At 35.4% G+C, this 14,860-nt stretch carries 16 protein-coding genes; 10 read left to right on the top strand and 6 right to left on the bottom strand.

All coding sequences use genetic code 11. The features are described from left to right. Positions 1-69 precede the first annotated feature (69 nt). From AVL50_RS28265 to AVL50_RS28255, 3 genes are all read right to left on the bottom strand, one after another. A complete protein-coding gene (locus AVL50_RS28265; protein WP_062620695.1) occupies positions 70-813 on the bottom strand; it encodes an acyl-[acyl-carrier-protein] thioesterase in 744 nt (247 codons plus the stop codon). Then, entirely contained in the window at positions 806-1,705 is a 900-nt protein-coding gene (locus AVL50_RS28260; protein WP_062620693.1) for an aldose 1-epimerase family protein, read from the bottom strand. Before AVL50_RS28260 ends, AVL50_RS28265 begins: the two co-directional genes overlap by 8 nt. A gap of 242 nt (positions 1,706-1,947) precedes the next feature. Further along, the gene (locus AVL50_RS28255) at positions 1,948-2,304 is read right to left on the bottom strand and encodes a helix-turn-helix domain-containing protein (protein WP_062620691.1); all 357 of its coding nucleotides are present in this window, start codon (positions 2,302-2,304) and stop codon (positions 1,948-1,950) included. Between the two features lie 219 nt (positions 2,305-2,523). On the opposite strand from AVL50_RS28255, the gene AVL50_RS28250 reads away from it, so the two are divergent. The 4 genes from AVL50_RS28250 to AVL50_RS28240 all read left to right on the top strand — a co-directional run bounded on the left by AVL50_RS28250 (position 2,524) and on the right by AVL50_RS28240 (position 4,492). After that, complete coding sequence (locus AVL50_RS28250) at positions 2,524-3,291, top strand: type 1 glutamine amidotransferase domain-containing protein (protein ID WP_062621073.1); 768 nt, start codon at positions 2,524-2,526, stop codon at positions 3,289-3,291. Between the two features lie 28 nt (positions 3,292-3,319). Continuing rightward, positions 3,320-3,490 carry a hypothetical protein gene (locus tag AVL50_RS33165; protein WP_157491638.1) on the top strand — a complete coding sequence of 57 codons (171 nt, stop codon included), beginning with the start codon at positions 3,320-3,322 and terminating at the stop codon, positions 3,488-3,490. 39 nt (positions 3,491-3,529) lie between these two features. After that, positions 3,530-3,928 carry a hypothetical protein gene (locus AVL50_RS28245; RefSeq protein ID WP_062620690.1) on the top strand — a complete coding sequence of 133 codons (399 nt, stop codon included), beginning with the start codon at positions 3,530-3,532 and terminating at the stop codon, positions 3,926-3,928. Between the two features lie 177 nt (positions 3,929-4,105). Then, positions 4,106-4,492, top strand: coding sequence for a hypothetical protein (locus AVL50_RS28240; RefSeq protein WP_062620688.1), 387 nt, complete (start codon positions 4,106-4,108; stop codon positions 4,490-4,492). Positions 4,493-4,602: 110 nt separating this feature from the next. Here the strand turns inward: AVL50_RS28240 and AVL50_RS28235 are convergent, their stop codons facing one another. Beyond that, entirely contained in the window at positions 4,603-5,973 is a 1,371-nt protein-coding gene (locus tag AVL50_RS28235; RefSeq protein ID WP_172826943.1) for a S41 family peptidase, read from the bottom strand. Between the two features lie 213 nt (positions 5,974-6,186). Here AVL50_RS28235 and infC point away from each other — a divergent pair, with 213 nt between their 5' ends. The 5 genes from infC to AVL50_RS28210 all read left to right on the top strand — a co-directional run bounded on the left by infC (position 6,187) and on the right by AVL50_RS28210 (position 10,839). Continuing rightward, the gene (gene infC, locus AVL50_RS28230) at positions 6,187-6,705 is read left to right on the top strand and encodes a translation initiation factor IF-3 (RefSeq protein ID WP_044200944.1); all 519 of its coding nucleotides are present in this window, start codon (positions 6,187-6,189) and stop codon (positions 6,703-6,705) included. A gap of 198 nt (positions 6,706-6,903) precedes the next feature. After that, positions 6,904-7,098 (top strand): 50S ribosomal protein L35, encoded by a 195-nt coding sequence (rpmI, locus tag AVL50_RS28225; protein ID WP_044200946.1) that lies wholly within the window; start codon positions 6,904-6,906, stop codon positions 7,096-7,098. A 66-nt stretch (positions 7,099-7,164) separates the two neighbouring features. Beyond that, a complete protein-coding gene (gene rplT / locus AVL50_RS28220; RefSeq protein ID WP_062620685.1) occupies positions 7,165-7,512 on the top strand; it encodes a 50S ribosomal protein L20 in 348 nt (115 codons plus the stop codon). A 450-nt stretch (positions 7,513-7,962) separates the two neighbouring features. Further along, positions 7,963-9,906, top strand: coding sequence for an ABC-F family ATP-binding cassette domain-containing protein (locus tag AVL50_RS28215; RefSeq protein ID WP_062620682.1), 1,944 nt, complete (start codon positions 7,963-7,965; stop codon positions 9,904-9,906). 6 nt (positions 9,907-9,912) lie between these two features. After that, complete coding sequence (locus AVL50_RS28210) at positions 9,913-10,839, top strand: alpha/beta fold hydrolase (protein ID WP_062620680.1); 927 nt, start codon at positions 9,913-9,915, stop codon at positions 10,837-10,839. 58 nt (positions 10,840-10,897) lie between these two features. Here the strand turns inward: AVL50_RS28210 and AVL50_RS28205 are convergent, their stop codons facing one another. Continuing rightward, positions 10,898-11,203: a hypothetical protein gene (locus AVL50_RS28205; RefSeq protein WP_062620679.1), complete on the bottom strand. Its 306-nt coding sequence runs from the start codon at positions 11,201-11,203 to the stop codon at positions 10,898-10,900. Then, complete coding sequence (locus AVL50_RS28200; protein WP_157491637.1) at positions 11,190-12,392, bottom strand: hypothetical protein; 1,203 nt, start codon at positions 12,390-12,392, stop codon at positions 11,190-11,192. Before AVL50_RS28200 ends, AVL50_RS28205 begins: the two co-directional genes overlap by 14 nt. Positions 12,393-12,572: 180 nt before the next feature. Here AVL50_RS28200 and AVL50_RS28195 point away from each other — a divergent pair, with 180 nt between their 5' ends. Continuing rightward, positions 12,573-14,852, top strand: coding sequence for a 7TM-DISM domain-containing protein (locus AVL50_RS28195; RefSeq protein WP_082796039.1), 2,280 nt, complete (start codon positions 12,573-12,575; stop codon positions 14,850-14,852). Positions 14,853-14,860: the final 8 nt, after the last annotated feature.

The following is a 14,860-nucleotide window of genomic DNA, read 5'->3' as shown; positions in this document are numbered from 1 at the left end:
AAAAAGATTGAGGATGCAAAAGTATAAAAAAAATCCTACCAAAGTTAAAAAATAATGGTAGGATATTGTTTATTTCCAAACCGAATGAATAATACATGCCGGCTTATTTTCTTTCATTACTGCAGAGATTATTTTAGTATCCTCTTCTTCTAAGACCTCATGTACAATTTTCACCTTCTCACCCAAAATCACTTCCGCTACATAATTAATTTCCACAGCTTTCAGTGTCTTTTTCTGAGTGATTTCAACAGGCAAACTATCTAACATCCATTCAAAATAACGGATATTGTTTACATGATTTACAGGATCGAGATCACTATAGGAAGCTTCCCTTTCTGATGAAAAATCTACTTTCTCTACTCCTTTCAGTCTTTTGGGAGGACCGACTGTTGTGAGGTCTTCTCTAGCATGGACGCAATCTTCAAATTCATTGATAGATGTTGGACGTCTTTTCTTTAAGTCCAAACCAAACCAATTAGAAGAGCCGTGAATCATCAATTTTCCTTCTTCATCAAGAATCTTGAAATTCCTTTGAGAAGAAAATTTCTGAACATCATATACCCAAGTTTCTATACTCAGCTGATCGGTCCACTTAGGCCAATGAAAAACTTCATATTTATAAGTTCCTAGCACCCAAGCTTTACCCACTTTCATCAACTCTCTCAAACCAAATTTCTTAGCATTGGAATGATTGCCTGCCGCTTCTTGAAAAAGTTCTGAGATAGCAGTGGGTTTTAATGTATAATTAGGGCCGATTTGGTATGATTTCACCACCTGTTCTTCATACCAAATTCCCTCTATTTCTTTATTCATCTTTATCAATTATCTCCACAGAGAAAGTAGCACTAAACGTTTCCTCTTTAGGAAGTTTCTGGTTTGCGTACTTCTCTTTGAAGTTGTGGTTTTCATCTCTTAAATCAGCCACACCGTACCAAGGCTCAATACAAACAAAATCAGCTCTTTTACCAACTGGTGTCCAAATTCCCAATAAAGGCCAGTCTTTGAAAGCAACTCTTAGTTTTCTTGAATCATCATGACGGCAAACAATATCTAAAGACTCTGATTTGAAGTGATCAAAAATAATGGCATCATCTTTAAACGTATCAAATTTCAGATCTAATGTTTGAGCACCATTTAAGGCATCTTCTTGAATTGCTCCACTTCTCAAGCCATTATCCAATAATAAACGCTGGAATTTTTCCTGTTCTGAAAACTCAATAGTATAGTCTTCAAAAGATGTATTTTTGATAAAATCAGTATTAAAACCAGGGTGTGCACCCACTGAGAAATAAATTTCCTCCGTATCTAAATTATCAACTTGATAAGTAATTGAAAGCTTATTGCGCTTGATTTCATAGATTGTTCTAAACGCAAATTTATAAGGGAACTTTGTCATCGTATCGTGATCAAAACGCAGCTCAAAAATACAGCGTAATTCGTCTTGAGTGATCAGCTTATGTTCCATATCTCTCGCAAAACCATGCTGAGGAAGTTTGTATTTTACATCATCTACTTCATAAAAACCATCTTCCACTTGCCCAACAATCGGGAACAATACAGGTGCGTGCCTGCCCCATACTTCCTTATCTCCCTGCCATAAATATTCGTGTTGATGTTGTTTATGGTAAACTGAATGTAATTCTGCTCCGTTCTTTGATATTTTTACTTGTAGAATAGCATTTTCTAAAGTGACGATTTTGCTCATATGTATTTCTATTTTTGGTGGGTATATTTTTATTAAAAGTTCAAGCATTTTGTGCTATGCTGAAGCAAAATAATAAAAATTATAGGAAGAAAAAGTGATCAACGAAGATTTTATAATGGTTAATTTATGGATGTAATTTTTGACTATTCATAATCAATATTTTAGACAAATACACTCCTTAATAATAACCTTTTGATTTCATCTACTATTAATCGACATCACTTGATAGATCCATTAGGCAATCATCCCTTTTTCTTATGATCAATGCCTTCCATCGCCATTAATTCCAGCCCATAGTTACGAATGTGCTCAATGATAGGAATAGCCGTCATTCCTTTCTCTGTGATTGAATATTCAACTTTTGGAGGCACCACCGGATAGACTTTACGATCAACAAAACCTTCCGCTTCCAACTGCCTCAACTGGGTTGTCAGCATTTTATCGGTGATGTGTGGAATATCCTTTTTCAGTTCTCCAAACCGGAACACTCTTTCTTTCAGCCTCCAAAGGATTGGCATCTTCCAAGTCCCCCCGATTCTATCCATTGCAAACTCCACGGGGTTATAATACACTTTATTGTTATAAATGAAATCAGGCATAATAGTAGTTTTTATCCATACTTTCCAAAAAGTAAGTACCTCTCTATTGAGTAAGTATATTGCCTAAGGTAAGTATAAAAAATAACTTTGTATCATTCATTATTCACTTAAACTCTACACAAAATGAAAACTCTTGCTTTTCTCTTTATAATCCTGTTTTTCATCACACTAAACCCAGTATTTTCACAATCACCTATCAACCCTAAACACCATCACAAAATGAATTCAAAAGTAAAAGAAAGTAATCATTATGTTCACGCTCATGGCATGCCTTTCAAAGGAAAAATATTAATGGTAGCCAGCAGTCCTACGGTATCAAAACAAACAGGTTGGCCCATAGGCTTTTGGGCTGCAGAACTCACTCACCCTTTGTATGTTTTTCAAGAAGCAGGCTATGAAGTTGAATTAGTTTCTACCGAAGGTGGAAAAATTGAGATGGACAGTTATTCCAATCCCACAGATGCCAGTGGTTATGCTGCTCATGATGTGATTTCACTCGGATACCTGCAAACAGACTGGTTTAATGAAATGTTGGAAACGACAAAAAAACTGAAAGATGTAGATGCCCATGCTTATGATGCCATTTTCCTTGTGGGTGGTCAAGGGCCAATGTATACGTTTAAAGGAAATAAAGACTTGGAAAAACTTTTTGCTGCTTTTTATGAAGCTGGGAAACCAAGCACCGCCGTTTGTCATTCCGCAACGTTATTGCTCGAAGCTAAAAAATCTGACGGACAACTGATTGTAGATGGTAAAACCTGGACGGGTTTTGCAAATGCTGAAGAGGAATATGCCGATAATGCTGTTGGCCAGAAAATTCAGCCTTATTGGATTGAAGAAGAAGCTCGAAAACTTCCCAATACTACATTCAAAGTAGCTGCTCCTTTCAGTTCTTTCGCAATTGAAGATGGGAACCTCATTACAGGACAACAACAAAACTCAGGTGCTGCTGCCGCGAAATTGGTAGTGGAACAGCTTTCTAACTAACATTTCTCAAAATAATTTATTCATTATTATGAAAGTTTTATTTTTCATCCTATTCAGTCTATTTGGTTCTTCTTTATTGGCTCAAAGCTTTGAAGTGATGGCTGGCAGTCAACGAGTTTTCATAGATGCTCAGTATCTGAAATTCTTTGAAAACAATCAGAAGTTTTCTCTCTTCTCCAGGGCAAGAGCAACTGCTTAATATGATGAAAATAAAACTGACCTTTTTACAGGTGCTTATTTGAATTACACTACAAACTCTGGTTTTGGAGGAACGGTACTTGGTCGGATTTCCTCCAATAATGCAGGAGTTGATGCTGGTGTTCATTATTTCAAAGCTTCTAAGAAATTTGTCATTTACGCTTTGCCCTCCATCAACATCAATAATGAATTACTCTACAGCTGGTTTTCCATTCTCCGTTTTACACCTGACCTCAACAAACAATGGAAATTGTACTCTAGTTTAGAGCTTTTTTCAGCTTTTTCTGACATAGGGCATTTAAGTAGTGTACAAAGAGTTCGAATTGGTTTAGACAAGAAGGGTAATCAATTTGGATTGGCCGTCAACCTCCATGAAAGTAGATATAGCGCTTCAATAGACATAAATCCAGGTCTATTTTTCAGAAAACAATTTCAGTAAACTAATTAAAAGTTCACTTTCCGCGTGGGTGTTTTTATTATTAATCAAGAGATAAATCACTTCAGATTTAGTTCATTATTTTGGCTTTTCAAACAATAAAAATTAATAAAGACAACCTCAAAAAAAATTCTCTCGTTTTATAGTATAAAATTATTAAACAATTAACCCTTCAGAAAGATGACCATTAGTTTACTACAGTACATTTCTGATGTGAAAAATGAAATCCGATTTTGGGAAAACGAAATTAATTTCTACCTCAATGAGATAAAGTTATTACACATTAGATTAGACAGTTTATTAGAAAGGGAAATTAGTGATTACCAAGAAAATAAACTTCAAAACTTTAAAACATTAAATGCAAACCTTAATAAAATCGCACAAGAGATTCTAAACGAGGTCGAAGAATTTGATAATTCATTAATTGGGAAGGATAACAACAAGGAAATGAATGAGGAAACTTTTGAAAAGTACCATTATTTCAAAGAAAAACTAGACAACCTTGCCAATGATTATATGGAATTCAAAGATGAGTTCTTAAGGTTTACTATTTCAACCTTTGCATAGGTTTTTACGATTAAAGATATTATTTCATTCTGCTATTAGATAAGGGAATGAAAAAAAGGGCTTCTGAAATTATTTCATCAGAAGCCCTTTCATTTTTTTAAGCAGACAAATTACTTTTTCAACATCATGATTGTATTGAAAATTTCCTCTTTCGGCTCTGCTTTTTTGAAAGCTTTATTTTTGTGTTCCAAATTAACTTCATTCATTCTTGCACTTGCAATTACTGGAAGGTCGTAAGTACCGTGTTCAATTTTATAAAGTGCTTGGTACAACATTGGCTCATTCACGTCACCCCAATCATACATCACATTATCTTCTACCAATTGATCAACTGGAAGACCATCGAAATAGTTACCTTCTCCATTGGCATTAAGAATACGAAGAGAAATAATAGAATAGACATAAGCATTATTGCTTTCATTGACAAAAGCATAACTACCTACTGGCTTTCCATATGTATTCTGCCCTAATAATTGCACATCCATGTAAGGCTTCAAACTATTGATCACCAACTCCGAAGAAGACGCTGTTCCTCCTTCGCCAAAAATAAAAATTCTCTCTAAGTTGAGATTAGAAGGCATCAATTCAACATTCTGGCTTTCATCATATTCTGCAGACTGTAAAGGATTGTGTTGATATTTGAAAAGTTCTTTTCCACTTGCTGAGGATGGAAGAACGTAACCTGCAATCTGACTAGCAATATTCACTCTACCACCGCCATTGTATCTTAAATCAAGTACTAATTCTGTAACACCTTCACTTTTGAACTCTGCAAATGCATTGGCTAAAGCTTCCTCTGCTGTTTCAATAAATGATTTGAACACCAAGTGTCCTACCTTTTTACCGTCTGGCAATTCGATCACTTCTGAAAGTAAAACAGGCTGAATGATAAGCTCTTCTTTTGCTATTGTAATTGTTGTATCTCTTTGAGCACTCACTTCAACCTTTTCTCCATCAACATACTTTGTGATAGAAGGAATTGTAATCTCAAAAGTATTTTCAACTCCTTTTAAGTTTTTTCCTAATGAGCTATTGATCTGATCAGAATTGGCATCACTCACTTGTAAGCCATTGATACTTTTAATACGTGTACCTCTCCTTAAACCTGCCTCATACGCTTTTGATCCAGGGTAAGAAAAACGGATGTATAAATCTTGTTCAGAGATATAGTTCATATAAATACCATGTGCACCTTCGTCTCCAGAAGTTACTTGTCCAGAACCATAATAAGCATCATAATCCGCTTTGCTTTGAATTAAACTCCACTTGTCCTGCTCATTTCTCAAGGCCAATAGCATCTCGTCTTGCGTGGAATAGTCATCAATATCAATTGAAGGAAGTTCGTCGTTCCATAAATACCAAGCACTCATAAGCCCCTGTAAATAGACCTTATCCTGAACAGGATTAGTACCTACAGGATCAGACGTTTTCTCGCACCCGAAGAGAGCAATAATAATTGATAGCAGGATTGTTTTTTTCATTAAATTGGTCAACATATCTGTTAATGTTTGTGTGTTTATACAAAAAATAGATGTTTTCTAACTTTTCTATTAATTTTTATAACATAGAAGTAATAAAGTTGTTACCTTAGCACCGAGAAGATATTATTCTCTTTTAATTGATAACGGTTATGGGTGTAAAGTTACACTAATTAACCTAATTTTTGATAAAATTTTAACATAATTACGACCTAGATGGCAAAAGACTCGCACAGAACAAACCACCAAATCAGAGTCAAAGAAGTACGATTAGTGGGTGACAATGTAGAAAATGGAGTATACTCAAGAGACGAGGCATTCCGTAAAGCAGAAAGCTTAGGATTAGACTTAGTAGAGATTTCTCCGAACGCTAAACCCCCAGTTTGTAAAATCATAGATTACTCGAAGTTCAAATACGAACAAAAGAAGCGTGAAAAAGAATTAAAAGCTAAAGCTTCCAAAACGGTCGTAAAAGAAATTCGTTTTGGTCCTAACACTGACAAACACGATTTAGACTTCAAAACAAAGCACGCCATCAAATTCCTTGGTGAAGGGAATAAGGTGAAAGCTTATGTTCACTTCCATGGCCGTACTATTATCTATAAAGATAGAGGAAAGCAATTATTGAAAGACTTTGCAGAGAACATCAAAGAACATGGTAAAGTAGAAGGCGGAATGCGTGTAGAAGGTAGAAGAATGATCATGTTCATCTCTCCAAATGTCCCAAAAAAGTAAATATAAGTTATTGAAGTATTGAACTTACAATAATTATTTATACATTTGCATGCTTGAATTTATTCAGGCATGCATTTTTTGTGTTTTTTCATAAAAAATGCAACTGAGATACCGAGGCGATTGGCTGCCGTAGGTAATCAGTAAATTAAATAAATGTTTCACCTTTAGGGTTCAGGCTCTAAATAACTGAAAGGTAAAATGCCAAAGGTTAAAACAAAATCTGGAGCGAAAAAACGTTTCAAGTTGTCAGGTACTGGCAAGATCAGAAGAAAGCACGCTTACAAGTCTCACATCTTAACGAAAAAGACTACTAAGCAAAAGCGTAACCTAACTTTAATGGGTGAGGTAGACAAGGCTGATACAGTAAACGTGAAGAAAATGCTTTGGTTATAATACCAAGCAGTCACATTTATCAAATCAACCAAATTGTATTACAAAACTTATTAAAATTAGAAAAAAATGCCTAGATCGGTCAACCACGTCGCGTCTCGCGCTAGAAGAAAGAACATCTTAAAATTCTCAAAAGGATATTATGGTGCTCGTAAAAACGTTTGGACAGTAGCTAAAAATGCCGTTGAAAAAGGATGGAGCTACGCTTACGTTGGTCGTAAACAAAAGAAAAGAAACTTCCGTGCTTTATGGATCGCTCGTATCAACGCTGCGACTCGTATGTACGGTGATATGTCTTACTCTGTATTCATGGGTAAAGTGAACAAGTCAGGTGTTGAATTGAACCGTAAAGTTCTTGCAGACCTTGCTATGAACCACCCTGAAGCATTCAAAGCAGTAATCGAGAAAGTAAAATAATTTACTTCTTGTAAGACTAAAGAAGACCTATAGCCGTCAGTGTTATAGGTCTTTTTTTATATATTGTAATTAAGTTTTTGAGGTGAGCTTGTAAGTTACTCACTTTCAACAAACAATTGAATCAATGGTTCATACTTGAAAGTTTAAATTGAACTACTAATGCCCTGTAGAAGCGTAGACTGCTACGCTAAATAATGGAAGATGAGTATAGATGAATTTTACTGTAAAAGTAATAATACAAAACAACATCTTTTATTCTCGCACAAAAACACGTAGCAGGCTACGTGGCTACAGAGACATTCATCAAGCGATGAGTAATAGACAAGTGATAAACTTTTGATTCATTTATAAAATATTTTTTCAACAATCAAGATTATTAAACTTCAGAAATGTAAAATGTATACCATGCCCTACTTTTCTGAATCTTTATAAAATTACCTACAAAATAATATGTTATCGATAAGTAATGTTTCCTTCTATTTCGGAAGTCGTACAATGTATAAAAATGCCTCATTGACTGTTTACCCAAAAAACAGAATAGGTATAGTTGGGCATAATGGTGCGGGTAAAACAACGCTTCTGAAACTTATTAATGGTGATTTCACTCCTGACGAGGGACAAATCTCAATGCCTAAGGAGTGTACAATTGGTTTCCTCAATCAAGATCTATTATCTTATCAAACAGAAGAGTCTATTCTTCATGTGGCCATGGAAGCTTTTGGTCCTGTTTTGAAAATTCAGGAGCAAATTGATGAAATTCTTCATGAAATGGAAACTGATTATAAAGAGGAATTAGTTGAAAAATTAGCAGGCCTCCAAGAGAAATTTGAATCGATGGAGGGCTATACTATAAAATCTAAAGCGGAGACAATTCTTGCCGGTTTAGGTTTTAAAGATGAGGAAATGGAACAACCTCTTTACAGTTTCTCTGGTGGATGGAGAATGAGAGTAATGTTAGGTAAATTACTATTGATGAAGCCTGATGTTCTAATGCTTGATGAGCCTACCAACCACCTTGACCTCCCTTCTATTCAGTGGATTGAGAACTATCTATCTACGTATGAAGGTGCTGTATTGATCGTTTCCCATGATAGAGAATTCTTGGATAGAGCCATCAATCAAACGGTGGAAGTTTCCTCGGGCAGATTGACTTCTTATCCAGGCAACTATTCTTACTATCTTGAAGCAAAGAAAGAAAGAGCTGAACTTCAGAAGAATGCTTATGAAAATCAGCAACAAAAAATAAAAGAAACGGAACGCTTTATTGAGCGATTCAGATCCAAAGCTACGAAAGCCAAGCAAGTACAGTCCAGAGTGAAAATGCTGGATAAAATGGACATGATTGAGGATGTTAGAGATGACAATCCGGAAATCAATATGGATTTCAAGTTCACTCAGCAACCGGGTAAAGTCATTAGCGAAATCAAAGACTTTGATAAAGCCTATGGTAATAAAGTCATTTTCAAAGGCGCTGACTTGACACTGATGAGAGGTGATAAAATCGCATTAATTGGTGCCAATGGTAAAGGTAAATCCACTTTATTACGTTTGATCAGTGGTCGTGAAGGTGCTGACAAAGGAGAAAGAAAAGGCGGTCATAACGTTATTACTGCTTTCTACGCTCAGCATCAATTGGAAGACCTGAATGTAGAAAATGAAATCCTTGATGAATTAAAACAAGCCGGTTCTGAGAAAACAGAACAAGAATTGAGAAGTGTTCTAGGCTGTTTCTTATTCGGTGGAGATGAAATTTTCAAAAGAATTAAAGTCCTTTCCGGTGGAGAGAAATCAAGAGTGGCATTAGCAAAAACGTTGATTTCTGAAGCCAACTTCTTAATGCTTGACGAACCGACCAACCACTTGGATATTCCTTCTGTAAATATCCTTATCCAAGCTTTACAACAATATTTGGGTACCTATTTGGTCGTATCCCATGATAGACACTTTATCTCTAGAGTAGCCAATAAGATCTGGTACATCGAAAATGGCAAATTGAAAGAATACCCAGGTACTTATGCGGAATGGGTAGACTGGAAAAAGAAAATGGAGGAAGAGAATGCTTTACTAGCTCAATTGGATGAGGAAGATCAGCCAAAAGAGAAAAAAAACAAGAAGAAAAAGATGTCTAATAATGAGCTGAAGGAATGGCAGAAACGTTATAAGAAAGCCAAGCAGGAAATGGAAAAGGCGGAAGAAAAAGTGATGGAGCTTGAAGAAAAGAAAGAAGAAATAGAATCTTCTTTAGCAGATCCTGAAGTTTTCGGAAATCCTGATAAATTAGCAGAAGTGAATGCTACTTATGCTCAAGTGAAGGAGGATTTAGAAGAAGTAACGGAGACTTGGGAAGAGTGGATCATGGAAGTGGACGAATTAGAAGAAATCAAGCCAGACTAATACCCAATGAATCCTTACGATGTAGGTTATTATGAGACCGAAGACGGTCATTCTATATATTATGAACAAATTGGGCATCCTATGGGGATGCCTGTTTTGTATTTGCATGGAGGCCCAGGTGCTGGGCTAGATACTGACTATCATTTACTACTCCCCTCTTTACAGAATATTAGACTTATCGGCATAGATCAAAGAGGTGCAGGGAAAAGCAAACCCTTAGGAAGTCTTAAAAACAATAGTATTGAATTTTTAGTCAAAGACCTTGAACAAATCAGACAACATCTGCATATTTCTTCATGGTATATTTTTGGCGGAAGCTGGGGCTCAACTTTAGCGTTAGCCTATTCCTATTTTCATCCTCAGCAAGTCAGAGGACTGAACTTATGGGGGATTTTCTTTTGCAATCAACAAGAGATCAATTGGCTGTATAAAGACACGGCTCCCGTTATGTATTCCGATATCTTTTCTAAGCTGTTTGACACCTCTCCTATAAATACACCACAGTCCTTATTTTTAGATTATCAAAAGAAACTTCAGAAACCTGAATTGGTTGAGCAGTATTCAACAAAATGGTTATTATGGGAAGCATTCACTTCGGAACATCCTGATCCCGTTTTTGAAGATTTCAATCAGTGGCAAGCCTCCCCTCAAGCCATTGCTTGTGCGAAAATTGAAAACCATTATTTCCTCAATGTCCCTTTATTAATCAATGGACAAGAAGTAGAACACCTCTTCGAAAATATAGTATTTGACTTTCCGATTTATATTACACACGGCAGAAATGACCTAGTTACACCTGCTGCATCTGCTTTAAAGCTTAAGAGTTTATTCCCACATTCTGAAATCAACATTATCAAGAATAGTGGTCATTCATTAGAACATAAAGATTTAAAAGAAAGTATTCTGCATTTTGGAAAAGCTCTTTTAGAGTAAAAACTTTAGCCTCAAAAATTGTATTCCACATCAGCTACCACTATACTTTTTAGTATATCTACCCCTGCAAAAACACATCAAACTGATTAAAAAGTTGATTCCTCAATAAGTCGGCATCACCAGAAAGTGGAATTTCATTTAAGAAATGGTGGAATGCCAAAACTACAGAACGATTTAAAACTAGCGTTTTTTCTAAGTTTTGATCCACGACTGATACATTAAACCTACTCTCATAAAGTTCTATAAGGAGTTGATGAGCAATATCATCTGGTAATTTATTTTTATAAGCCTCTGCTAGTCGAATCAAAATACTCTGCAAAAAGCGAAATTCCATTGTTGTCAGTTTTAATCTATATTTCTTCATCTTCTACTAAGAGGTATGCATAATAATTTTGCACCAAATTTACATCAACCAAAGGTAAAAATCCAGATTGAACTTTTTGATGTTTTATAGCCAATGGGTACTTTACTTCCATTTCTTCTTGAAAAGTCTTGAAGTCTTTAACCTCGTGTTTGGTAATGATCCGCCACTCGGCTTTTTTACTTGAAGGCACCACTTTTTCTAAACGCAACGTGATATGTCCCATCGTGTAACGAGGATTAATCTCTATACATGGATGAATGACTCTTTCTCCATTACTGTCTCGAAACACCAATGCGTCAATACCAAAGTAGCCTTCTAATGTTTTTTCATCTTTTACTTTATTTTTGATGAGATCTACAGATTTCAAAATACTTTCCCATTCTTGACTGGAAAAACGTTTTTTAAATCGATTTAATTCAGAACCAAAATATTGCCCCGTTAGGCCTGCTAGAAAAGATGTTCCTCCTAAAAATTCAACCTTATTATTGTACTTTTTGAATAGAAGAGAAAAGTCAAACTCCTTTATTAATAGAGGCTCCACCAAAAGGCTACCTTGCTGATTAATAGCACTTTCTATCCATGTCTGTACACTTGGTGTAATTTCATTTCTTTTGAGTACTAATATCCCTCTACCTGAGGAACTATAAGGGAGTTTCATTATTACACCATACGGATTTGATGTAAACGTTTTTTCAATCTGCTTCTGAGCATCCCCAAATGAGGAACAAAAACTTCCTAACGAAGCCTTACACAATAAGTTAAATAATTTACTATCAATTATATAACTCAAAACATTGTAACCAAATTGCCGATGAAAAATTGGTTTAAGATGTTTATCCCATTGATAAAATGGAGCATAGGTTGGGTCCAAAAAATGTAAATCTGATATAATACTAGGTGATTTCCCCCATGTTTTGACTCCTTTAAAGGTAATTTTCTGCTCTTTTATACTTTTAGGTGTTACAAAATTTATATTTATCCCCACAACACTTTGCATTCTTGAATACCATTCTTTATTTACCTTATTATTCACCATCAAAATACTGTCATTATTGTTGGCTAACCACATCATTAGAACAGAAAGGTCATTTTGTACTTTCTTAATCATTTTAGGTGGGGTATAATGTTGCTGTTCCTTGAGTATAGATAACTCACAATGAGGATTAAACAGCCATAAATCACCTTTCATTAGCATTTTTTTAAGGTTTGGGAAATAAATAGCTTAACAAGATGGTTTGTTAATTCTTAGGTTCAAAGTTAAAATAATCAAATTAAATATTGGTATTATTAAATCAAATCCTCATCTTGTAAGTTAATTAATAAGCCAATTTTTACTGTTTAGACTACATTAAACTCAAACATAATTGATATGCTTAAGTTTTGCTTCGCATGCATAGGGATGCTATATGCGATTACTTCACTTGCAGGCATAAATGAACGCAAACTCACTTTAGAGGAATCAAAACCTTATGTGAATGCTGCTTCAAACGCCTACTACTACATTGATCCTACAAATGAAATGGACTTTGCTCAGATTTCGAGCCCAACTTTTTCAAAATTTACGGCATGGAACAACAGTTCTTATGTAAGCTTTGAATATGGTCAATCTACCTATTGGGTAAGAGTGGACATTGAGAACGAGAAAAAGACCATGAAACCGGATTGGCTTGTTGAAGTAAACTATGCCCCACTCGATTATGTTGACTATTATGTTGTAAAAGATGGAAAATTGATTGATCACGTTGCAACAGGAGATCATGTAAGTTTCAACCATCGCCCTATACAACATCACAATTATGTTTTCCCTCTTCAAGTGGAGGGAGAAGGCATCACAAGCATGTATTTTAAAGTGAGAACAGATGGTTCCGTAAAAATTCCAATGCGACTGTACAGACCTTGGAAATTTGCTGAAATCAATTCTAAATATGAAGTAGGCTTCGGATTATTTTTTGGAATATTAGTCATGATGGCTGTATTAGGTTTAATCACCTATCTCCCTACAAAAGACATCAGTTACTTGATTTTCCCTATTCCAATCGTCGCTAAAATATTATTTACTTTTTCTTTATCAGGACACACCTTCCAATTTTTATTTCCAAACAACATCTATTTGGCCAATAAAATCACACCTTTATCAATAGGTATTTGGATGGTGGGTATTGCGTGTTTCAACCTGTATTTTTTAAGATTAAAAAGACTGTCACCTACAGCACATAAACTTAACTATGGGGGGCTAGGGATTGGCGTAATTGCCGTATTAGGAGCTTTATTTTTACCTTACTATACCGCCATCCAAATTGTTACAGGAACGTCAATTCCTTTTACTATGTTGGCGTTGGGCGTTGGTATTACATCCTATGTGAGAGGCAATAGGTTTGCTGGCTACTATATTGCATCATTCAGTATTTATCTTACTGCTCTTTTACTGTTTGTAGGGCGAATGAAAGGTGTGGTCCCTGACAACCTTCTTACTTCAAGAATTCTTGAATATGGAGACGTAATCATGGTGACACTTCTATTTACAGCATTGAGCAAGAAATACGCAATCTACAGAGAAGAGAAAAATGTTGCCATCAAACAAATGCTCCAAATCGAAGCCGATGCAAAAGCTACTTTAGAACTGAAAGTAAAAGAAAGAACTTTAGAGCTTCAAAATGCTACCGCTGAACTGGAGGAGCAAAAAGAGGAACTTGAATCACAAGCCACTCAGCTCGCTTCTAAAAATGAGGAAATCATGGCACAAACGGAGAAACTTCAGTTGCTCAATAATGCCATGAATGACAAGAACGATGAACTAGAGCAACAAAATGAAGAAATTGCGGCTCAAAGGGATATGGTGGAACTAAAGAATATTCAAATCGAAAAAACCACCAAAAACTTAAGAGATAGTATTAATTACGCCAAACGTATCCAAAGTGCTATTCTTCCAGCCGAAGAGACTTTAAGCAAGGTGTGGGAAGAATACTTCTTGATGTATAGACCAAAAGATGTAGTGTCAGGTGATTTTTACTGGACTTACGAAAACAAGAAAGAAAATAAATCCATTTTGATTGTAGCAGATTGTACAGGGCATGGTGTACCTGGAGCCATGATGTCTATGATTGGTGATGGATTTTTGCAACAAATTGTCAAGCTAAGAGGTATCACATCCCCTGCTAGAATATTATTGGAGATGAATGCCAGCTTACATAATATGCTTCAACTGGACGAAAGTACAAGTATTAGAGATAGTATGGATATGGGTGTATTGGTTTGGGATAAAACCAATCAGAAAGTACATTTTGCAGGTGCTCATACTCCATTGGTTTTTGTACAGAATAATACTATTTATCACCTCAAAGGAGAACGTCTGAGCTTGGGTTCTTTCAATAAAAAAATAAACATTAAAGAAAATATTATTTCATTGAACTCTGCAACTTCATTTTATCTCTTCTCTGATGGCTATCAAGATCAGTTTGGAGGTGAAAACGACCGCAAGATTTCAAGCAAAAGACTGAGAGAATTGATATTGATGGTTTCGTCAAAACCTATGCTCCAACAGAAGGTTGCATTAGAAAACTTCTATGAATCTTGGATAAATGCAAATAATAATTCTATTGGAAGACAGATTGACGATATATTACTAATGGGAGTTAAAATAAAACCATAAAATATTGT

Source organism: Flammeovirga sp. SJP92, from assembly GCF_001583495.1.
Taxonomy (GTDB): Bacteria; Bacteroidota; Bacteroidia; order Cytophagales; family Flammeovirgaceae; genus Flammeovirga.
This window is presented reverse-complemented; position numbering and strand designations above follow the sequence as displayed.